We start from the raw sequence: 22,015 nt of genomic DNA, 5'->3' as shown, positions 1-22,015 counted from the left end.
CAAGTGTTCTGTGTGCACTTTGATAAACCCATTTGCGATTTTCTTATGCATGGTTTCATTTTTCTTGAGCAAAACTTGGTCTGCTGGCGCGCTATAGTGAGTTTAATCGTTAGTAACTGAGGCACTGTTTACCTGTGATCTCATTTAGGTTGCTAAGACATTCACATGCTCAAGCCACTGCTTGAGTCGATCATACTTGCTATGAGCTAGGAGTTATTATGGACGTTTCACTCGCACAGCCAAATCTACTTCGTCGCCAATCTTACATTAACGGTCAGTGGGTTAATGCTGACACCAACAAAACGTTTGCCGTGACTAATCCAGCTGATGGCGAAACCATCGCTGAACTTGCAGACTGTGGGGCGAACGAAACGACCCGTGCCATAGAGGCTGCTGACGAGACTCTTAAATCATGGCGCAAGAAAACTGCTAAAGAGCGCTCAGCCATCCTCCGTAAATGGTATCAGTTGATTTTGGATAACCAAGATGATCTCGCTAAGATCATGACGTTAGAACAGGGTAAGCCCGTCAAAGAAGCCAAAGGTGAAATTCAGTACGGTGCATCATTTATTGATTGGTTTGCCGATGAAGCCCGTCGGATCAATGGCGATGTGATACCAACGTTTGCCGAGGGTAAGCGTGTACTAACCATCAAACAGCCCATAGGCGTGGTGGCGACAATTACACCTTGGAACTTTCCTAATGCCATGATTGCCCGTAAAGTCGCCCCAGCACTAGCAGCGGGTTGTACCATTGTGGCGCGCCCATCGAAGGAGACGCCTTTGAGTGCCCTGGCCCTAGCAGAGCTTGCCGATCAAGCAGGAGTACCGGCTGGGGTGTTAAATATCATTGTCGGCAGCAGCTCAAAAGATGTAGGTGGCGTTATGACTAGCCACCCTACCGTTCGCAAACTCAGTTTCACTGGCTCTACGCCAATCGGTAAAACTCTGCAAGCACAATGTGCGGATACCGTGAAACGCACTTCGATGGAATTAGGCGGTAACGCGCCGTTTATTGTATTTGAGGATGCCGACGTTGATGCGGCAGTCGAAGGTTTAATTGGCTGTAAGTTCCGTAATGCAGGACAAGTCTGCATCAGTGCCAATCGCATCATGGTGCAGGACGGCATCTATGATGAATTTGCGAAAAAACTCACTAAACGTGTCGCTGAGCTTAAAGCAGGGAATGGCTTAACAGAGAACGTGGATCTTGGACCATTGATTAATCAGGGGGCCGTGAAGAAAGTGGCTGAACTGGTCGATGATGCAACCAGCAAAGGTGCAAAAGTGGCCGTCGGTGGTCATTCATCAACTGGTAATGAGCGTTTTTATCAGCCCACAGTACTGACTGACGTAAACGATGACATGGACATTTTTTCAACCGAGATCTTTGGTCCAGTCGCACCGCTGTATCGCTTTAAAGACGAAAAAGAGGCGATTGAACGCGCCAACAATACCCCATTTGGCTTGGCATCTTACTTCTATTCCCAAGATTTAAGCCGAATTTGGCGTGTATCCGAGGCTTTGGAGTATGGTATGGTCGGCATTAACGAAGGTGGTATTTCGACCGAAGTCGCACCATTTGGCGGTGTTAAAGAGTCTGGCAATGGCCGTGAAGGCTCAAAATACGGTATTGATGACTACGTTGAAATCAAATACTTGTGCATGGGCAATCTTAAAGAAGCTTAACTGTGACTTGATCGCAGCTCCCAGCCAAGGCCAAAAGCCCCGTTATCTTCGCGGGGCTTTTTAACAGCTTAGCCTTAGAAAGTTAGATTAGCTGTCACGTTGTAGGAACGACCTAGACCTGGGTAGCGTCCGACAGGGCTGGTATCCACGCCGCGGAAGTAATATTCCTCATCAAACAGGTTATTGACTGAGAAATCGACACTGAGCGTGGTATTGTCCTGCTGGTACAGCTCTTTGCTCACGTTAACATTCCAAACTGTGTAAGACGGAATTTTTCCTGTCGCACCAGTTGCATCCTCCTCTGCTGTATTGGCGTTATCCGAGTAGGCGTCGCTGTAGTAGAAACCCGATAACGTCGATAGGTAGCCAGAGAAGTCATAGGTCGCATCCCAAGAGACTTGGTGTTTAGAGGCGTAAGGTAACTCATTACCTTTGTTTGGACCTTCTTCCTCAGAGGTTGCATCTAGGTAGGTATACGCCAAACCAAGACTTAGGCCAGGCAAATTTTGGGCGCTGTATTGTCCAGCAAGCTCCACCCCTTGATGACGTGTTTCACCAATATTATCAAAGGTTTGCGTCGCACTTTGCCATTGTAGCTGATCTTTATAATCGACTTGGAATAGGGCGGCGTTAAAGCTGCTTTGACCTTGCGTAAAGCGTGCGCCTAGCTCGTAGTTCCAAGACACTTCGCCTTCTTCCTTACCCGCACCACGTACTTGAGCAATTTGTGGCGCGCGTAGTGATTTTTGAGCATTGGCATAAGCAACCCATTCATCAGTAACATGGTAGGCAGCCGTAATCCCTGGCAGCACTTCATTGATTTGATTCGAGTCCTTGGCACCGCTGTTCGCATCTTCGAAATTCATATGCACTGATTCAAAGCGCAACCCCGGAGTAATTTTTAAACGGCCGTTCATCAAGCCAAACTCGTCGCTCACATAGGCCGCCACCGCATCGGTTTCCAAGCGCCAGTCACGAGGTTCGGTCACATTCCCTGTGGCAATATTGGTTTGCAGTAAATGATAGTCGATACTCTCATTCACATAGCGCATACCAAGGATTAGATTCTGTGTCAGTGTGTTTTGTGAACCAAACGACATCGACAATTTAGGCTCGACACCGTAAACATCAAACTCGCGTGGAGAATTACGAATATCTGTAGACGGCTGCGCAGGGTCGGCCCAATGCCCACCAGCCGTATTAAAGCCCCAGATAAAATTACGGGTATCGTGATGACCAAAGGTAAGTACTTCAAGCTGTGAGCGATTACCCCAATCCAAATCCTGTAGATACTTTAGATGCCAACGGGTGGCCGTGGCTTCATAATCATCATTAAGACGCTGTGATTGCTGACGATCTGCTTGGTACGCTTCTGGAGATAGCGCGCCCGGCATTTCCATATCGGCATCATAGCGCTGAATAAACGCCTGCAGCTCTTTATCCTCGGAAATCAGCCAATCGGCTTTGATATCAAAGTTGGTGACATCGGTATCAGAATGCTCACGATAACTGTCACCATTTAATGTATTGGCTGAAAACTGAATCCCAAAATCATCACTCAACCAGCCGCCAGAACGCAGATACAGGTTATTCATTAGATTATCAGAGTCTTCGTAAGCACTAATACGATTGCTAATTTGGGTTTCCCATTGGTTTGGAATGGGTTTGGTCACCAAGTTAATCACACCACCCACGTTATTCGGACCATATTGCACTGCAGCACCACCGCGCACCACGTCAATACGGTCCAAGGTGTTAAAGGTTGCCGGAAACACCGACTGTCCGGTATGCCCATATGGCGCCAAAGTTAACGGTACGCCATCCATTAAAAACTGCGCCCGCTCACTGCGGCTGCCGCTTAAGCCCCGTACTGACACATTGGGCAAAACCCCCGTACCCGTCTCATCTTGGACTTTTACGCCCGGTACCTGCTGCAACGAGCCATCAATGGAGGTCGCAGCGGTTTTCTTAAGCTGCTCTTGGCTCAAGATGGTACGGTTACCTGGATATTCCGCGACATCCTTTTCATCCGATGAGCCAATCACACTGGATTGCACCGACAAAGTATCCAACTGCACCGCCTCACTGGCCGCTGTCGCCGATACACCATAAGCCATGGCGTAGGCTAGCACCGAAAAGCGTAGCGCCGATTTAGGCGAAATAGACGGCAAAGTAATCGCGGCCGCCACGGGTGTGACTAAGAAAGTTTTGATTCCCATTGTGGATGGATTCCATATCTATACTTTAAAACGTTGCAAAAATCACAACACCTTATGCTCAATAAAGAAATGGAACCACATTTGAAAACCATTATCAATTACAAATAAATATCATTTGCACTAAATATACCGCTGGGTAGGGCCTATATTTGTATGCACGCTGTAGGGATTTCTAATGTTTGAGAAGCATCAAACAAAGCATTGATAGCTTCACATTTTTTCAGGCGTATTGATCTCCTACTATCCAATCATTACGAACAAATAGTGTTCGAACAAAAATATCTCAATATGAGTCTGGAGTTATTATGCAAGTAACATTAGCTCAACCAAACCTACTGAAAAACCAATCTTATGTGAACGGTGAGTGGGTAGCGGCTGATTCTGGTAAAACCTTCGCGGTGATTAACCCGGCAACGGGTGAGCACATTGTTGACGTGGCTGATGTTGCAGCTGACGAAACAACGCGCGCTGTGGAAGCTGCGAATGCTGCGCAAAAAGCATGGCAAGGTAAAACAGCGAAAGAGCGTGCAACGCTGCTTCGCAAGTGGAACCAGCTGATTCTTGATAACCAAGAAGACCTAGCCAAGCTAATGACTCTAGAACAAGGTAAACCATTCGCTGAAGCGAAAGGCGAAGTGCTATACGGCGCGTCCTTCATCGATTGGTTTGCTGACGAAGCACGTCGTTTGTACGGAGATGTCATTCCATCTTTCGCCAACGATAAGCGTGTCCTAACCATCAAGCAAGGTGTGGGCGTTGTTGCAGCGATCACCCCTTGGAACTTCCCAATTGCCATGATTACGCGTAAAGCCGGTCCTGCACTTGCAGCGGGCTGTACGATCGTTATCAAACCATCTGAAGAAACACCACTGTGTGCCCTTGCGCTTGCCGAGTTGGCGCATCAAGCAGGCATCCCAGCGGGTGTCCTAAACGTGGTAGTGGGTACCGACGCTAAGGCGATTGGCGGCGTACTAACTGGCAACCCTATCGTGCGTAAATTGAGTTTCACTGGTTCAACACCAGTCGGCAAATTGTTGCTATCTCAATGTGCGCAAACCGTAAAACGCACCTCCATGGAGCTAGGTGGCAACGCACCTTTCATCGTATTTGATGACGCTGATCTTGATGCAGCGGTAGAAGGCGCGATTGCTTCCAAATACCGCAACGCCGGTCAAACCTGTGTTTGTGCCAACCGTATTCTTGTACAAGACGCTGTCTACGATGCCTTCGCTGAGAAATTGGCGAAGCGTGTTGCAGAGTTCAAAACAGGCAACGGTTTCGCAGAAGGCGTGAACATCGGTCCTTTGATCAACAAAGCCGCCGTAAACAAGGTTGAAGAGCTTGTTAATGATGCGGTGAGCAAAGGGGCGAAAGCATTGATCGGTGGCGCAAAAGCAACACAAGCAGGCGAGCAATTCTTCGAACCAACGATCCTAACAGGTGTAACGCCTGATATGACCATTTTCTCAAGCGAGATCTTTGGTCCTGTGGCGCCGTTGTTCCGTTTCCATACGGAAGAAGAAGCAGTAGAGATGGCAAACAATACCCCATTTGGTTTGGCATCTTACTTCTATTCCCAAAATATCGGCCGTATCTGGCGTGTTTCTGAAGGTCTGGAATACGGCATGGTGGGCATTAATGAAGGCATTATTTCCAGCGAAGTTGCGCCATTTGGTGGTGTGAAAGAGTCTGGCAGTGGCCGTGAAGGTTCCAAGTACGGTATCGACGAGTACGTGGAAGTGAAATATCTATGCATGGGCGGCATTAAATAAGCCGACTTTTCGCAACACAAGACATGCTGGAGTGTGGCTCTAGCGTGTCTGCTTTCTAATTCAGAGAGAACAAGACAAATGAACAACGCTAGCTTACAAGAACGCAAAGTAAACGCCATTGCACGTGGCCAAGGTAACATGGCTCCTGTGTACGTAGATCGTGCCCTAAACGCTGAAATTTGGGACGTTGAAGGCAACCGTCACATCGACTTCGGTGCCGGTATCGCAGTGGTTAACACGGGTCACAACCACCCTAAAGTTAAAGCCGCTGTACAAGCACAACTTGAGCGTTTTACTCACACTTGCGTCATGGTTAGCCCATACGAGTCAGCTGTTGCTCTGGCAGAGAAACTAAACGCAGCTGCACCAGGTAATACACCGAAGAAATCTATCTTCGTAACGACCGGTGCTGAAGCGGTTGAAAACTGTGTGAAAATCGCTCGCGCGTACACAGGCCGTCCTGGCATCATCGCATTCAACGGTGGTTTCCACGGCCGTACCAACATGACCATGGGTCTAACGGGTAAAGTAAACCCTTATAAAATCGGTTTCGGTCCGTTCCCAAGCGACATTTACCACATTCCATACCCAAATGAATACCTAGGTATCACTGAAGAGCAAGCACTTGCTGACCTGCAAATGCGCTTTACTTGTGATATCGAGCCTTCTCGCGTTGCAGCAATCATCATCGAGCCAGTACAAGGCGAGGGTGGTTTCTACATGGCGTCAGCAAGCTTCCTACAGAAACTACGTAAGCTATGTGATGACCACGGCATTCTACTGATCCTAGACGAGATCCAAGCGGGCTTCGCACGTACAGGTACTATGTTCTGCCACGAACAAGCAGGTATCGAAGCGGATCTGATGACCGCTGCAAAAGGTATCGCAGGTGGTTTCCCAATCGCAGCGGTTGTTGGTAAAGCAGAGATCATGGACGCACCAATCCCTGGTGGTCTAGGCGGTACTTACGGTGGTTCTCCAGTAGGTTGTGCGGCAGGTCTTGCGGTATTCGACGTGATCGAAGAAGAGAAACTATGCGACCGTGCGAACCAAGTTGGCGCGCGCTTTGTAGAGCACCTAAAAGGTCTACAAGCAGAATACCCACAAATCATCGGCGACGTGCGTAATGCTGGCGCTATGATCGCGGTTGAATTCGTACACGACGGTGACGTAACGAAACCATACCCAGAACTAGCGAAAGGTCTATCTGCAAAAGCGGCTGAAAACGGCCTAGTGCTTCTATCTTGTGGTATCCGCGGCAACGTTATCCGCTTCCTACCTGCGTTGACGATTGAAATGGAAATCATCGACGAAGGTATGGAAATCTTCAAGCGTATCTTCAAAGAGCTTGTTTAAGATGTCAGTTTTAACGGTTTAGTCCACCTAGACTTCCGTTCACAGGACACGCCCCTGCGGTAGAATGTCTTGTACTTTTAGCCCCTACCCGACTTTGGATAGGGGCTTTTTTATTGCTTCAACACTTGTTTTAAAAATTTATAAATCCATGATTTCTTAAAAAAGAACACCGGGTAATAAATAAGAGCCAACGGAATAGCCATATATATAAGCAGTATAAAAGGAGAGCTTGCTAGCTCATTTCCCTCTATATTAGCCGCCTTGTACATATAAATGTAAAAAGCTAGCATTTGAATAAAAACGCATATCATATAGCTTTTAAAATCAGTGAGCCTTGTCAACCCAGAAATTACCGAAGCAATAAAGGCAGGAACTCCATTCCAAAATATAAGAAAATAAATTACCCATAACCAGTCATCACTACTAAGAGGGTGTCTAATATCTGAGGCTATCCCTCTTATTAGAGTGATCGTCGTTATTAGTAAAAATATGAAAAAAGATGATACCAGTAATCGTGTAAATAACTCTTTTATTACCGATATGCTGGATTTTGTATTGTGCATGGATTACACCTTCCTTGGAAATACATCGAATGAATACATTCATCGTTAGCTACTGCCTTTGGTCAGCCCGGCACAGATTCTCTCTAATACGGCGCCGGCTCTGATTTGCCCTGCGCCAGATGCTCACGCAGCACTTGCAGGAATAACTCGCGGGGTTTGTTCGGTTGGGCAGTTTTCTTGAAGATTACCGCCATGCCTAGTGTGTAGTGACGCAGCTTCGTCGCTACGGCGACAATCTCACCCCGTTCAATATAGTCTTTGGCGTAGCTTTCCGGCAGGAAACCAATGTAACGACCTGATAAGATCAGCGCCAAACGGGTGTCGTAGAAGTAGGAAATCGCAGACAAATTCATATTAGAGATCTGCTCTGACACGCCTTCATGGGGCTTTAAGCCAGCATGGGATGCTGGGAAGGAATCTACCTCTTGCTCTTGCTGTGTTTCATTCATCTTGGCTAAGGGGTGATTTTTGGCCACATAAATATGGCAAGCATCGCTGTATAAATGGATGTATTCAAGCCCATCCAGCTTGCGGTGATAGGGGATAAAACCCACATCCGCTTCATCATTGAGAATGGTGCGCTCGATTTGAGCCATTGAAGAAATACTCATATTCAGCGTCACTTCAGGCGCACGATCGGTAAAATCACCGACCAGTTCAGGAAAGCGGCAGCGAGGATCTAGACTGACCGAGTCAGACATAGCGATGCGTAAGCGGCCGGTTAAGCTGGCATTTAAGTTGTTTACCGTGATACGGAAGGCATCTAGGGACTCAAGCAGGTTCTCGGTCATTTGATAGATGATTTCACCCTCTTGGGTGAGCGAGAAACCACCACGGCCACGTTTACAAAGCGTTAGGTTTAGACGCGACTCTAAGTTTGATATGTGCAAACTAATAGTCGAACGGCCAATGTTCAACATGGTCTCGGCGGCTGAAAACCCGCCACAGTCGACTACGGTTTTAAACACTTTTAACTGCTTGATCTCGTAGTCACCTACTTGGCCCAGCGAATAGTTGTTCGCGCTCATCACACCCTCTTTCTTCCAGCCTATGCCAATGAACCCCAGTATATCCGATCTCGCGAGCTAGCCCCATGACTAGCGCGGTATACATTTAGCTCTTCATTATTGCGTCAAAGGACTTAGTTTGGTCAATGCCTAACTTTAGGTTTAGACACTGGCGTTTCATTAATGACCCGCTTTATCTATTGTTTGAACTCTGAAATGCATGAATGGCATCACCCTGATTGATCCATTTCAGTTTGTTAAGAAGACCCTTTCATGCTTCTTAATTGAGAATCTTCGTACTTTCTTCTTGGCCCGAGTCTGACTCGGGCTTTTTTTTAAATATTCTTTACATAAAGCTGATATAGTTTTGCCCTCAATGTTAATCTCTGATTAGGAGTGTTTGTATTGTTAAAACTTTCTGTACGTCAAAAACTGATCGCTATCTTAGTATTGGTTTGTATGGGTTTCGCAGGCTTTGGTTTATACGCTGTGATGAACTTCCAACAAATGCAGCAAGCTGGCTTAAAAGCCAACAGTATTGCCGATGCTTATGCTGAATTAAGCAACTTAGAAATCACCTTACTTAAGTTTGAGCGACACGCGGATGATCCTGAACAGTCAGGTATGGCCAACTTATACCAAGAGCTTGATGTGCTTAATCAAGAAGATGCATTGCAGCAGATACTGGCTAACCCATTCCTAGATAACACGTCCAAACAGAATGTACGAGCCATGCAAGAAAGCTTGCCAGCCTACTTGGACGGCATGAAGCAATCATTGGATTTGACGCAACAGTTGGGCACTAATAACCAAACGGGTGCCTTATTAACACTGAACCAAGAAGCCGCTACTGCAGAAGAAAAGCTAAAGCTACTCGCTCGCTTCGCATCGAGCTTTAAAGAAGTGCGTACTCGCGAAAAAGACTTCTTAGCCTACACCAGCGAAGATAGCCAAGTGGCTTGGTTTGCCGCCTTGGATGCTCTCGTAGAGCAGGTTAACGAAATTGGCTTTGGCGATGTCTTCGGGCCGCTATTAGAACAATACCGTAGTGCAGCAACGCCTGTCGCCGAATACGCGTTATCACTGCAACAACTGAGCAACCAATTAGTTAAAGTGCGTGAGCAGAATTCGCAGATACTGAGTGAAACCACGTCTTATCTGAGAACCCCACTATTAGAACAAGCCCAGCAGGAAGCCCAGACGACTGCGAGCAACGCTCGTCTAAATCTGATTATCGGTGGCATCGTCCTAACGTTATTGATCGGCGCAATCATCGCCACCATGATTCATAATCTCAGTCAGAAGATTCAGACCATCCTGAAGCGTTTACAAGAAGTCGCGGCGGGCAAACTGTTACGTCACAGTGAGAATGGCCTAAATCGCAACGATGAGATGGATCAAATTCTAATCACATCAAATGTCATGACCGACAGTTTGAGCCAGCTGGTTGGTCAGCTGCGTGCCAGTAATGAAATCTTGGTGAGCACCGCTAATCGCTTGAGCGATGATGCCTTTACAATCGTGTCGAGCAGTGAGCAGATTCGTGATCGTAGTAATACTTTGGCAACCGCAACGGAAGAAATTTCACACACGGCAGCCGATGTTGGCAACATGACACAGCAAGTAAATGAGGCCGCTAACAACGCTCATCAATCCGCACAGACTGGCGCCAAAGTCATTGGCGACGCCATCGATTCGATTCAATCGGTAGCCGGCTCCATTGAGCATACTCATAGCATGGTGGCCAAATTAGGTGAGCGCTCGAAAGAGATCGACTCCGTGATCGACTTGATCGTTGGTGTCGCTGAGCAAACTAATTTGTTGGCATTGAACGCCGCCATTGAGGCCGCTCGTGCAGGCGAAGCGGGTCGTGGTTTTGCAGTGGTCGCCGATGAAGTGCGCACACTAGCAGAACAAACAGTGCAAGCGACCAGCAGCATCACGAGCAAGATAGAAGGCATTCAAACGGAGACGCAGCACGTCATTGCGGCCATGGCAACCAGCTTAAAGCAGGTTGAAGAAGGTAAGCAGAAGGGCGAAAGTGCAGTGCAAACCATTCGCCAAGTGGAGCATTTGACCTTAGATGCCGCTCAGCATACACAGGCTATTTCGTCTGCCATTCAAGAGGTGGTACTCACCACTCAAACGATGGCTAAGGACATGGATGACATTGCTCAAAGCATTGAACACAATTACAACGCCACCCATAACATTAAGTCTTCAGGGCAAGAAATTCATGACAATGTTTCTAGCCTGACTCGACAAATTGCACAATTTGAAATTAACTAGACATTCATTTTTTCGAATGAATCACCCATAAATAGGGGAAGCACTGCTTCCCCTATTTTTTTAAGTTCTGCACCATTACGGTGCAATATTCCCCTCTTTTATATCTGAACATTTTTTAGTCAAACCAATTCCTAACTCTTGCTAGAAAATGCTTTAATAATCAAATTACTAGATGTTTATAGGAGAATCATCAAAGTGTCATTTTGGTACCAAAATAGGGCATAAAAAATCAGATTAATGCACTATACTTCTGATTTATAACGGCTTTTAAAAAGATTGGATTTGTTTGATCGCGACAAAACTTTAGGTGGATTTTGTACGGTTTAATTTGTGCAAGCTTTTTGGAAGTATCCATTGCCAAGCCGCCATCGTCGGGGAGGACGTGGCTAAATTAGCAACTCTCATTCAAGAGGTTACTCATGTTAAAAACATTACAAAAAGTAAAAAAACATTTAGTCGCGAGTTCTCTTGCTGTCGCTATTGGTACTGGCGCGGTAGCAACATCAGCTCACGCTGCTGACCAAAACTGGCGTTTTGCCAACCTTTACGGTCGTGGCACAGCATTCGGTGAAATTTACGAAAACCTAGCGAAGAACATCGAGACCAATACTGATGGCGCGGTTAAAGTACAAGTGCTTTACTCGGGTGAAGGTGTGGGTACAACAGGTATCCTAGGCGCAGTTAAGTCAGGTCTAGTGACGATGGGCGCACCATTCCAATCTATGCACGCTGGTGAGCTTCCAGCGGGTGTGGTTGAGATCGGTCTTCCTGGTGGTACGGCAGACACTGATGAACTTCACGAATTGTTCTACGACAAAGGCTGGGACAAAATCCTGACTGAAGCGTACGGTTCACAAGGTCTAGTATGGCTTGACCCATACATCCAACCACCGGTTTACATCATCACCAAAGAGCCAATCAACTCTGTTGAAGATTTCAAAGGCTTGAAAATCCGTGCGCCAGGCGCATACGGTAAGTTCCTACGTAACCTAGGCGCGTCTCCTGTATCCCTAGCGTGGTCAGAAATCTACACCTCTCTTTCTACTGGTGTTATCGACGGCTCTATCGGTTCTAACATGATCGACCACCGTGACGGTAACCACGTTGAAGTAGCGAAGTACATGTACCGCCTACCACTAGCAGGCGCGCAAGTACTGCCAATCGTTGTTAACCGCAACGCTTGGAACAAGCTAACTGACGAACAGAAAGAAGAAGTTCGCGCTGCGACTAAAACACACGCAGAAGAGCAGCTAACGAAGTCTAAGCAATGGGAATCGGAAGCGGTTGCTGAGATGGAAGCAAAAGGCTTGCAATGGTCTCCAGAGCCAAGCGAAGCCGACAAAAAAGCATGGGCAGCAGCCGGTGCAGGTCTTTGGGACGAATACGCTGCCTCTGACGAGTACAGCAAACGTCTAATCGATGTACTTCGCGCTGAGCAGAAGTAATCGACTCTCCCTATAGAGGCGAGCGCCTACGCGCTCGCCTTTTTTGTTTAACCTCGAGGTACATTTCCATGTTATTGACTGCGATGAGGCTTTATTGCCGTGCGGTTCACCATGTGGTGGAATTCGTCGGTAAATCTGTTTCTTATGTCATGCCTGCCTTGGCGTTTGTCGTAGCTTTCGAAGTATTTTCTCGCTACTTCCTAAATAAGCCGACCATTTGGGCTTATGACTTATCTTTGTTTATGTTTGGCTACATTGCCGCGTTGGGTGGTGCTTACGCGCAACAACGCCGTGGCCACATCAACGTAGACATTCTCTACAACAAGGTTTCCCCAAGAATCCGTAGCTTATTTAACCTATTTTCATTTGCGCTGGGCATCTTCTTCCTAGTGATCGTCTGTAAAATGAGCATAGGTAAATTCGAAGAGGCTCTTGAATTCAATTACCGTCGTCAAAGTGAGTGGGCACCTCATATGCACCACTTTTGGGTCATGATTTCCATTGCTAGCGCGTTGCTGATCGCACAGCTTTCCAGCGATTGGTTAGACGATGCGGTGCATCTGTTTACTGGTAAACGTTTACTACCAGAATACAATTTCGAAGACGAGGACGACGCATAATGATGAGTATTGAAGTATTAACAGGCGTCCTGTTAGTTTGTATTTTAGTGAGTTTTGCGCTGGGTGCGCAGGTTGGCTTAGCGCTTGGCGGTATTGCCATGGCGGTAGGTTATATTACTTGGGGTGACGCACTGTTTAACGTGATCCCAACCACCCTAGAAGGCACTTACTTCAGTTTTATCCTGCTCGCCATTCCGCTGTACATCTACATGGGACAGCTGCTAACGCGCTCAGGCATTGGTGATGCCATGTTCAGTGCCAGCCAAATGGTGATCGGTAAAGTTCGTGGCTCTCTAGCCATCAGCGTTATCATCGTTTGTTCAATGATCGGGGCCATGGTCGGTATCATTGGTGCCGGTATCATGACCTCGGGCAGTATCGCACTGCGCCCAATGCTAGAGCGTGGCTACGACAAACGCCTAGCGCTAGGTGTCATCATGGCAGGTGGTGGTCTGGGCATCCTGATTCCGCCCAGTATCCCGATGATCATGTTCGCATCTTCAACGCAGAACTCTGTGGGTCGTATGTTTATCGGTGCTTTAGTGCCAGCAGCGATTACCATCGTTCTACTGATCGCCTACGTAGTGATTTCTTGTAAGCTAAACCCAAAGAAAGCACCGCTTGATGAAGTGCCAGATGTGCCGCTAACCACGAAACAGAAGCTACTCACTGCCCGCGATGGTGGTTTGTCATTACTACTGATCGTTGCTGTATTGGGCAGTATCATCATGGGTATCGCAACGCCAACCGAATCCGGTGCCATCGGTGTAGTGGGTGCTATCATCCTAGCGATTTTCTTTAAGCGCTTTAAGCCAAAAATGGTACAAAGCGCCGGCCTGCGCGCTGCGGTACTGGTCAGTGTGGCCATGTGGATCATCTTTGGTGCCACCGTATTCAGTAACTTCCATCTATTGATGGGTGTACAGAACATGGTAGCGGGCTTCACTCAGGACCTTGGTTTACCACCGATGATGGTGATCATTTTGTTCCAAGTGATCATGCTGTTACTGGGCTTTATCATCGACGAGTTCATCATCGTTTTGATGTGTGCACCGATCTTCACACCGATCGCCGTATCACTAGGTTTTGACCCAATTTGGTTTGGTATCTTAATGATTCTGAACATCGAAATCGCGGTACAAACACCGCCTTATGGTTTCGCCTTGTTCTACCTAAAAGGCATTGCGCCGCCAGGTATCACCATGTTGGACATCTACCGTTCGGTGACACCGTTCGTATTGATCAAGCTATTGGTATTGATCATCGTGATGTTCAACCCAGAATTGGTGACTTGGTTGCCGAATAAGATGATGGGATAGCGAACGTTAAATCGCATCAATCGTTACAAAAAACCGCTTAGAGAAATCTAAGCGGTTTTTTTGTTTATTGCGTTAACTACGGTAACGTTTTAATAGCAAGGCTGCATTAACGCCGCCAAAGCCAAAACCGTTACAAAGCACGTAGTCGACGGCTTGCTGGCGGGATGTTTTCGGAATGAGATCGAGATCTGCCATGCTGTCCTCAGGTTGATCTAGGTTGAGCGTAGCGGGTAGGGTGTCGGTACGCAGAGCCTGAACACTGAAAATCGTTTCCACGCCACCTGCGGCGCCTAATAAATGCCCTGTTGCCGATTTAGTCGAGGAAATAGCCACCTCTGTGACAGCCTCGCCAAATACACTACGTAGGGCATTAATTTCACCACGATCACCAACGGGTGTGGAGGTGGCATGAGCATTCACATAGCCAATGTCAGACGCTTGAATCCCTGCCATGGAAATCGCTTGCTGCACCGCTCTCGCTGCGCCTTCGCCACTCTCAGGACCTGCGGTTAAATGATACGCATCGCTGCTGGTGCCGTATCCGACAATCTCCGCTAACGGTGTTGCGCCACGCTCTAGGGCATGCTCCAGAGTTTCTAATACAACTAGACCAGCTCCTTCTCCCATGACAAAACCTTCCCGATCTTGGTCAAAAGGTCGTGACGCTTTCTCTGGCGTATCATTACGGGTAGAAAGTGCTTTCAGGGCACCAAAGCCTGCTAATGATAAAGGATCAATACAAGCTTCCGTACCACCCGCTAATGCCACCTTTGCTTCACCCGTTTTTAGCAAACGTAGGGCATCACCAATGGCTTGAACGCCCGCCGCACACGCGGTAACAGGTGTGCCAAGTGGCCCTTTAAAACCAAAGCGAATTGACACATTACCAGCGGCTAGATTCGCCAAAAAAGCCGGCACGGTAAATGGTGAGAGTCGTCTCGCACCCTGAGCTATACGTACTTTCTCAGCGTTGGTAATGGTTGGTAAACCACCGATGCCAGTACCAATAATGGTGGCCGTGGCTTGTCGGTCTGTTTCTGTATCAGGTTTCCAGTTCGCTTGTGCTAAGGCTTCCTCGGCGGCAGCAATGGCAAATAAGGTAAACAGATCGACACGTTTACGATCTTTTGGAGACAGATAATCATCTTCGTTCAGTCCGTTGTCGAGCTCGGTATGACTTGGCACCTGCCCCGCAATGTGTGTATTTAGTCCCTCAGACAAATCTGTTGGCAGAAGGCGAATGCCAGATTCACCTTGGATGAGTCGCTTCCAGACGGCGTCCACACCGATTCCCAGCGGTGAAACAATCCCCATTCCTGTGATGACATAACGTTGGTTTGCTAACATCGAGTTTCTCCACATTTGTTTGCGTACTCAAGAAAGCTCTTATGCTAGAGTTGATCTATTTATGATCAAGATAATATTTAACTGGAAGCTATATGTCTTATTCGCCAAAGCATAAAGAACAAACGCGGCAGCGTATTTTGCAGGCCGCAGCGACCTTGTTTTGTTCAAAGGGATTTGACCGCGTCACATTGAGCCAAATTATGAAACAGGCCAATATGACTCACGGGGCGTTCTATGCGCATTTTTCAGGCAAAAGCTCGCTTTATGAAGCCGCACTACAGTTCGCTACCGCGAAAGGCTTTTGGGCGCGCTCGGAGAAACGTACCGAGCTGAAAGATAGGCATTTAAAAGCATTGATCACACGTTATCTGAGCTGGAGTAGACCGAACTCCAATAAGCCTTCACCGCTAGAGTTTTTAGTAACGGATGCAGCCCATCAAGATGAAACCGTGCGACAAACCTACCAAGAGTGTTTTGATAACTTGGTCAATCGCTTGTCGACTATTTTGGCTAAGCGGGGACTCAACTCACCACAAAACTTGGCAGAAGAAACCGTCGTGTCCTTGGTTGGAACCGTATCTATTGCACGCTCAATTACAGAGCCGCAGCGCGAAGAGTTCATTCAAAGAGCTCAGGCACGTATATTAACGCGCCTGAAGCAAGGGCAATGATAACAGGCTAAGCTAATTGTCTTTGTTATCCTGATCGTTTTGTTGGTACCAGTCTAATATCACCGGTGTGATTTCAGGACCAGCCACAATAAAGTGACCATTGAGTAGAGTTGAACGTTGGTTATAACGGAAAGGTTTGCCGCTTGGTGCCACAAGTTGACCACCAGCGGCCTCAATAATGGCTTGCTGTGCGGCCGTGTCCCATTCGCTAGTGGGGCCACGACGCAGGTGCAAATCGGCAATGCCTTCAGCAATACGACAACCTTTGATTGAGCTGCCTTTTGGTAACTCGCGTACTTGCTCATAGGTCTCTTTAAGCGTCTCTTTAAGATCTACTGGCAGAGCAGGGCCATGGCTTCGGCTGGTCATGGCGACAATAGGTTCACGTGGCTCTCGCAGCGAAATGGGCTCAAATTCACCGTGATGCCATTTCACCGCACAGGGTTCAAGGCCATTCCAGCTTGCTGTGACCCCGAAATAACCTTCTTGTGTTGTCGGCAAATAGACAATACCAAGTATTGGCTTGCCATCCTGCACCAACGCGATATTGATACTGAACTCGCCGTTACGCTTGATAAATTCCTTGGTACCATCCAACGGATCCACCACCCACAGCTGCGTCCAAGTTTTACGCTCTTCAAACGGCACGACCGCTTCTTCCGAAAGGATTGGAATCTCTGGCGTGAGTGCTCGAAGGCCAGCCATAATAATCCCGTTGGCCGCAATATCAGCTGCCGTCACAGGACTGTCATCAGATTTATGCTCAACCCCAAGGTCAGCTTTCTGATAAATCTCCATGATTGCATCTGCGGCATCGTGTATTATTTGCTGTAGTGCCTGAAAAGTAGGGTGACGACTTACATCCATCATAATGGTACTAATTCTTTCGTTTCATCTATCGTGTGTCTAACTTATGAGTAAAGCAGAAAAACAGTCAGAATCACAAGCAGTAAGATTAGATAAATGGCTTTGGGCCGCGCGTTTTTTCAAAACCCGTACACTTTGTAAGGAAGCCATCGACGGCGGCAAGGTGATGTACAACAATGCCAAGGGTAAAGCCGCGCGAAATGTTGAAATGGGGGCCTTAATTACCATCCGTAAAGGCTGGGAGGAAGTGACGGTTGAAGTCAAAGGACTGAGTGAACAGCGTCGTGGTGCACCCGAGGCGCAACTGCTTTATGCAGAAACCAAAGAATCGATCGAAAAACGTGAGCGTCGTGCAGTAGAGCACAAATCATTTGGCGGTCGTATCATGGCTGATCATAAGCCAAATAAGAAAGAACGCCGCGATATTAAACAATTGAAACGTGACATCTTCAGCTCTTTCTAATCCACTTATCTCGCTATCTGCATCGCTTAGGGGGCATATTGATATTGCCCCTGAGCATTCACTACCATTCCGCTCAACTCAAGCTCCATCAGCGTTTGCGATAGCGCCGAGGCCCCCAATCCTGTTTTTCTAATCAACGCATCAAAATCAAACGCCACACGCTCCGTACTAAGCATCTCTAGCACATCAGAAGCGGAATTCGATAAATTGGATGGCAATTCACCCTTATCTGTAATCGTATTCTCTAGCGCAGGCTGACGCAAGCTTCTGGGCAGTTCCGCCATAATATCGTCAATGCCTAACACTAAGTTCGCACCTTGGCGAATCAATTGATTGCTGCCATTGGCTTGTGGATCACCGATACGACCAGGGATGGCAAACACTTCACGATTTTCTTCCAACGCATAACGAGCACTGATTAACGAGCCACTTTTTTCAGACGCTTCTACGACTAACACGCCATGACTCATACCACTGATGATGCGATTGCGGGGCGGGAACAGCTGTGGTCGAGGAGCGGTCGTCAGTGGGTACTCACTGATCAGTGCACCTTCGGTGGCAGTAATGCGCTCAAACAGCGCGATATTTTGTTTTGGATACAGGTTGAGTAGACCTGTGCCCATCACTGCGACGGTTGCTTTCTGAGCGTTCAAAGCCCCTTGATGAGCAAAGCTATCAATGCCTTTCGCTCCACCACTGCAAATACTGTAACCCGCTTCGGCTAACTGCTGCGAAAAGCTTTCAGCAATTTTCTTTCCGTAGCCTGATGCATTGCGTGCTCCCACAACCCCTAAGCAAGGATTGGCCCAAGCCTGCTTGCTACCTTTGACAAATAGGCAGGTCGGTGGCACCGCGATATTTTGCAGCAAAGTAGGATAATTAGGATCGTCGCGAAAAACGACATGCTGATCAGGCTCTTCTAACCAACGCGCTGTCAGAATAAAATTATCTTCCACATCGTAGGGCAGCTTGCCGTGTTGTAGATATAACAGAGCAGCCCGTGCGGTACGCTCTGACCAACCTAGAGCACGCAACACTTGATAATCGACACTTTGAGCGCCAGAAACGGTATTGGGAATGGGATCAAATAGATCCGCGCCTTCTTGATTTTCGGACCAAGCAGAAAGATACGTCCAAAGACTCGCTAAGCGGCTTGGACCAATACCAGGCATAAAACTCAGCGCTAGCCAGTCTCGTTGCGAAAATCCATTGTGAAGAGCGTTCATGCGGCAATCCTTTGCGAGCATTGGAAATTAAAGCAGGAAAAGTAAAAACAGGGTGCGGGAGCACCGAAAAATTGCGCTGTATTTAAGCATATTGCATAAAATTTAGCCAGTCTCGTACACTCATTTGCACATTAATAGGTTACAATAAGAGCATTGAAATTCAGCTGGCTGACCCAGATTTATCAGCTAGGCATTGATTAAGAGAGACATGAAAGCATATGGCTGTATTACCTATTCTAGAATATCCCGATCCGCGTTTGCGCACAGTGGCAGAACCGATTACCGAGTTCAATGATGCGCTGCAGACACAGATCGACGATATGATTGAAACCATGTACGAAGAAAATGGCGTGGGCCTCGCTGCCACTCAGGTAGATTTCCACTACCGTCTAGTAGTGATGGATTTTTCCGAAGAACGCAATGAGCCAATCGTCTTCATCAACCCTGAGTTTGATGTATTAGATGAAGAGCCAAATGAATTCCAAGAAGGTTGTTTGTCCGTCCCTGGTTTCTACGAGCATATCTACCGCGCAGCGAAGGTACGTGTTAAAGCATTGGACCGTCACGGCAAACCATTTGAAATGGATACCGACGAGCTGATGGCGGTATGTGTCCAGCACGAGATCGACCATTTGGATGGCAAATTAATGGTGGATTACCTGTCCCCATTAAAACGCAACCGCATTAAAACCAAGTTGCAGAAAGCGCAAAAGAAACGCGCCTAACTCTCACTTGGCGCCATGGAGATAGCAACGCAAGCCGAACCCGTCTCCCACCATGAGCATTCTAAAAATCAGGCTACGGCCTGATTTTTTTGTTACATAAGACAGAATAAGACCACCATGACTAACTTCACATCGCTCGACTCAAACACACCTCTACGTATAGTCTTTGCCGGAACGCCAGATTTCGCCGCAGCCAGCTTACAAGCAGTGCTAGATGCTGCCAGTCAAAACCGTTACGAAGTCATCGCTGTTTACACTCAGCCGGATCGACCAGCAGGTCGCGGTCAAAAACTGGTCGCCAGCCCTGTGAAACAGTTAGCGCTTGAGCACGACATCCCAGTTTACCAACCCTTGAACTTCAAAGACGCAGCCGACCGCCAAGCTTTAGCGGATCTAAATGCCGATATCATGATCGTCGCCGCTTACGGTTTAATTTTACCAAAAGCCGTTTTAGAGACACCGAAACTTGGCTGTATCAATGTGCATGCTTCGCTACTGCCTCGCTGGCGTGGTGCGGCACCGATCCATCGTGCCGTGATTGCAGGAGACAGCATCACCGGCATCACCATCATGCAGATGGATGTGGGCTTAGATACTGGCGATATGTTGCTGAAGAAAGAATGTGACATCAAACCGGAAGACACGTCAGGCATCTTACATGATCGCCTAGCAGTACTGGGAGGTGAAGCGCTAATCGAAGGCTTAGAAGCCATTCGCGCAGGTCAGGTGTCCCCAGAAAAACAAAATGAAGACCTGACATGTTATGCAGAAAAGCTTACTAAACAAGAGGGTGAAGTCGACTGGACATTAGATGCAATCACGATCAGTCGTCGCATCCGTGGCCTCCTGCCTTGGCCAGGTGCCTACACACAGACACCTGTTGGTGTGATGAAAATTCATGCGGCGAAGCTATTGGACACAGAAGACCAAGACTTTGAATGCGGTGAGATCACTCTGGTGAGCAAGGAAGGCATTGTCGTTACAACGGGCAAAGGCTCTATCTTAATCACCGAATTACAATTCCCAGGTGGTAAGCGCATGTCTGTACAAGATGCCTTAAATGGCAAATTCAAAGACCAACTACAAGTTGGCAAGCTACTTGGGAGTAACGCATGAGCCAACCCGCTCGCTTAGTCAGTGCCAAAATACTTGAACAAGTTTTGTTACAACGCGGTTCTTTATCAACACAAATCAGCAAGCACATTGCGGACGTTGATTACGATGAGCAGGGGCTAGCAAAAGAGCTTTGCTTTGGTGTTTGTCGTTACTACCCGCAGTTAAATACCATCGCCCTAAGCTTGCTAAGTAAGCCGTTTGAAGAGAAAGACTTGGATCTGTATGCCGCCTTGTTGATGGGGCTTTATCAGATCGAGCACATGAGCACCCCAGACCATGCCGCGGTGCATGAGTCGGTTGAGCTATGTCGTCAACTTGATAAAGAGTGGGCGACAAAATTGATGAATGCGGTGTTACGTCGTTATCAACGTGAGCGTGATGACATCCTAGAGAATCTGGCTTCCCAGCCATCGATGGCGTACAACTTACCAAAGTGGTTAGTGAAACGCTTCAAGAAGTGGGAGACAGAGTTCGAGGCTATTGTCGAAGCCACTAATGCTCATCCTCCTATGTGTATTCGAGTCAACGAATCCCATGTTTCACGTGAAACATATAAGGAATTACTCGAAGAAAAAGATACTGTTTCACGTGAAACAGCTTTTTCGGTATCAGGTTTGTACCTAGAATCTGCTTTGCCGGTTTCAATGTTACCTAATTTCGATAAAGGGGATGCCAGTGTTCAAGATGAGTCCGCACAGCTTGCTGCCAGCTTATTAGCACCCAGTGCAGGTGAACGTGTACTTGACGCCTGCGCCGCACCGGGTGGCAAAACAGGTCATTTACTTGAGTTGGCGCCTGAACTTGATCTCACAGCAGTGGAGCTAGAGCCTTGGCGTTTAGCCCGAATTGAGTCCAATCTCGAACGCTTGGGTGTTTCGGCAGAATTGATTTGTGGCGATGCCAGCAAACCAGAAGAGTGGTGGAACAAGCAAGCCTTCGACAAAATCTTATTAGATGCGCCATGTTCGGCAACCGGCGTGATTCGTCGCAACCCTGATATTAAGATTAATCGTAAACCAGATGACATCAGTGCGTTGGTGGACATCCAAGCCAGTATTCTCGATGCAACTTGGAAAACCCTAAAGCAGGGCGGTTACCTGCTGTACGCAACCTGTTCTTTGATGCCCGAGGAAAATGAGCAACAGATGGCAAGCTTCTTGGAACGAACCCAAGATGCGCAAGAATTACCGTTAAATACGCTGGCACCAACGCTTAGTGTGGACTTCGGGAAATCCGTCTCCCATGGTATGCAAATCTTTCCAACCCTCAATGGCCAAGATGGCTTTTACTACTGTCTGTTACAAAAACAGTAAGTACACTTC

17 protein-coding genes are annotated in these 22,015 nt (G+C 47.6%); 12 read left to right on the top strand and 5 right to left on the bottom strand.

Annotated elements, in window-relative coordinates:
* The first annotated feature begins 218 nt into the window (after positions 1 to 218).
* The gene (locus ASC49_RS07695; protein WP_055462661.1) at positions 219 to 1,688 is read left to right on the top strand and encodes an NAD-dependent succinate-semialdehyde dehydrogenase; all 1,470 of its coding nucleotides are present in this window, start codon (positions 219 to 221) and stop codon (positions 1,686 to 1,688) included.
* A 74-nt stretch (positions 1,689 to 1,762) separates the two neighbouring features.
* Here the strand turns inward: ASC49_RS07695 and ASC49_RS07690 are convergent, their stop codons facing one another.
* Entirely contained in the window at positions 1,763 to 3,907 is a 2,145-nt protein-coding gene (locus ASC49_RS07690; protein ID WP_082443760.1) for a TonB-dependent receptor family protein, read from the bottom strand.
* Between the two features lie 305 nt (positions 3,908 to 4,212).
* On the opposite strand from ASC49_RS07690, the gene ASC49_RS07685 reads away from it, so the two are divergent.
* Both ASC49_RS07685 and gabT read left to right on the top strand, forming a co-directional pair.
* The gene (locus ASC49_RS07685) at positions 4,213 to 5,679 is read left to right on the top strand and encodes an NAD-dependent succinate-semialdehyde dehydrogenase (protein WP_055462660.1); all 1,467 of its coding nucleotides are present in this window, start codon (positions 4,213 to 4,215) and stop codon (positions 5,677 to 5,679) included.
* Between the two features lie 78 nt (positions 5,680 to 5,757).
* Complete coding sequence (gabT, locus tag ASC49_RS07680; protein WP_055462659.1) at positions 5,758 to 7,035, top strand: 4-aminobutyrate--2-oxoglutarate transaminase; 1,278 nt, start codon at positions 5,758 to 5,760, stop codon at positions 7,033 to 7,035.
* A 646-nt stretch (positions 7,036 to 7,681) separates the two neighbouring features.
* On the opposite strand, the gene ASC49_RS07670 is transcribed toward gabT, so the two are convergent.
* Complete coding sequence (locus ASC49_RS07670) at positions 7,682 to 8,626, bottom strand: LysR family transcriptional regulator (RefSeq protein ID WP_055462657.1); 945 nt, start codon at positions 8,624 to 8,626, stop codon at positions 7,682 to 7,684.
* Between the two features lie 384 nt (positions 8,627 to 9,010).
* Here ASC49_RS07670 and ASC49_RS07665 point away from each other — a divergent pair, with 384 nt between their 5' ends.
* From ASC49_RS07665 to ASC49_RS07650, 4 genes are all read left to right on the top strand, one after another.
* Positions 9,011 to 10,894: a methyl-accepting chemotaxis protein gene (locus tag ASC49_RS07665; protein ID WP_055462656.1), complete on the top strand. Its 1,884-nt coding sequence runs from the start codon at positions 9,011 to 9,013 to the stop codon at positions 10,892 to 10,894.
* A gap of 419 nt (positions 10,895 to 11,313) precedes the next feature.
* Positions 11,314 to 12,339 (top strand): TRAP transporter substrate-binding protein, encoded by a 1,026-nt coding sequence (locus ASC49_RS07660; RefSeq protein WP_055462655.1) that lies wholly within the window; start codon positions 11,314 to 11,316, stop codon positions 12,337 to 12,339.
* A gap of 68 nt (positions 12,340 to 12,407) precedes the next feature.
* Positions 12,408 to 12,959, top strand: coding sequence for a TRAP transporter small permease subunit (locus ASC49_RS07655; RefSeq protein ID WP_055462654.1), 552 nt, complete (start codon positions 12,408 to 12,410; stop codon positions 12,957 to 12,959).
* On the top strand, positions 12,959 to 14,278 hold the full coding sequence (locus tag ASC49_RS07650) for a TRAP transporter large permease (protein WP_211262030.1): 1,320 nt from the start codon (positions 12,959 to 12,961) through the stop codon (positions 14,276 to 14,278). Before ASC49_RS07655 ends, ASC49_RS07650 begins: the two co-directional genes overlap by 1 nt.
* 72 nt (positions 14,279 to 14,350) lie before the next feature.
* Here ASC49_RS07650 and fabF read toward each other — a convergent pair whose 3' ends face one another.
* Positions 14,351 to 15,625, bottom strand: a complete 1,275-nt coding sequence (fabF, locus tag ASC49_RS07645; RefSeq protein ID WP_055462653.1) for a beta-ketoacyl-ACP synthase II — start codon at positions 15,623 to 15,625, stop codon at positions 14,351 to 14,353.
* Positions 15,626 to 15,717: 92 nt separating this feature from the next.
* Here fabF and ASC49_RS07640 point away from each other — a divergent pair, with 92 nt between their 5' ends.
* Positions 15,718 to 16,296, top strand: a complete 579-nt coding sequence (locus tag ASC49_RS07640; RefSeq protein ID WP_055462652.1) for a TetR/AcrR family transcriptional regulator — start codon at positions 15,718 to 15,720, stop codon at positions 16,294 to 16,296.
* Positions 16,297 to 16,308: 12 nt separating this feature from the next.
* Here the strand turns inward: ASC49_RS07640 and cysQ are convergent, their stop codons facing one another.
* Positions 16,309 to 17,166, bottom strand: coding sequence for a 3'(2'),5'-bisphosphate nucleotidase CysQ (cysQ, locus tag ASC49_RS07635; protein ID WP_055462651.1), 858 nt, complete (start codon positions 17,164 to 17,166; stop codon positions 16,309 to 16,311).
* 43 nt (positions 17,167 to 17,209) lie between these two features.
* Between cysQ and ASC49_RS07630 the strand changes: the two genes are divergently transcribed.
* A complete protein-coding gene (locus tag ASC49_RS07630; RefSeq protein WP_055462650.1) occupies positions 17,210 to 17,626 on the top strand; it encodes an RNA-binding S4 domain-containing protein in 417 nt (138 codons plus the stop codon).
* A gap of 26 nt (positions 17,627 to 17,652) precedes the next feature.
* Here ASC49_RS07630 and dprA read toward each other — a convergent pair whose 3' ends face one another.
* Positions 17,653 to 18,852, bottom strand: a complete 1,200-nt coding sequence (gene dprA / locus ASC49_RS07625) for a DNA-processing protein DprA (protein ID WP_055462649.1) — start codon at positions 18,850 to 18,852, stop codon at positions 17,653 to 17,655.
* A 218-nt stretch (positions 18,853 to 19,070) separates the two neighbouring features.
* On the opposite strand from dprA, the gene def reads away from it, so the two are divergent.
* The 3 genes from def (at position 19,071) to rsmB (ending at position 22,006) form a co-directional block, all read left to right on the top strand.
* On the top strand, positions 19,071 to 19,577 hold the full coding sequence (def, locus tag ASC49_RS07620; protein ID WP_055462648.1) for a peptide deformylase: 507 nt from the start codon (positions 19,071 to 19,073) through the stop codon (positions 19,575 to 19,577).
* 117 nt (positions 19,578 to 19,694) lie between these two features.
* A complete protein-coding gene (gene fmt, locus ASC49_RS07615; protein WP_055462647.1) occupies positions 19,695 to 20,693 on the top strand; it encodes a methionyl-tRNA formyltransferase in 999 nt (332 codons plus the stop codon).
* Positions 20,690 to 22,006 (top strand): 16S rRNA (cytosine(967)-C(5))-methyltransferase RsmB, encoded by a 1,317-nt coding sequence (rsmB, locus tag ASC49_RS07610; RefSeq protein WP_055462646.1) that lies wholly within the window; start codon positions 20,690 to 20,692, stop codon positions 22,004 to 22,006. The genes fmt and rsmB overlap by 4 nt, the downstream gene beginning before the upstream one ends.
* Positions 22,007 to 22,015 lie beyond the last annotated feature (9 nt).

It is taken from the genome of Marinomonas fungiae (assembly GCF_001418205.1).
GTDB classification, from domain to species: domain Bacteria; phylum Pseudomonadota; class Gammaproteobacteria; order Pseudomonadales; family Marinomonadaceae; genus Marinomonas; species Marinomonas fungiae.
This window is presented reverse-complemented; position numbering and strand designations above follow the sequence as displayed.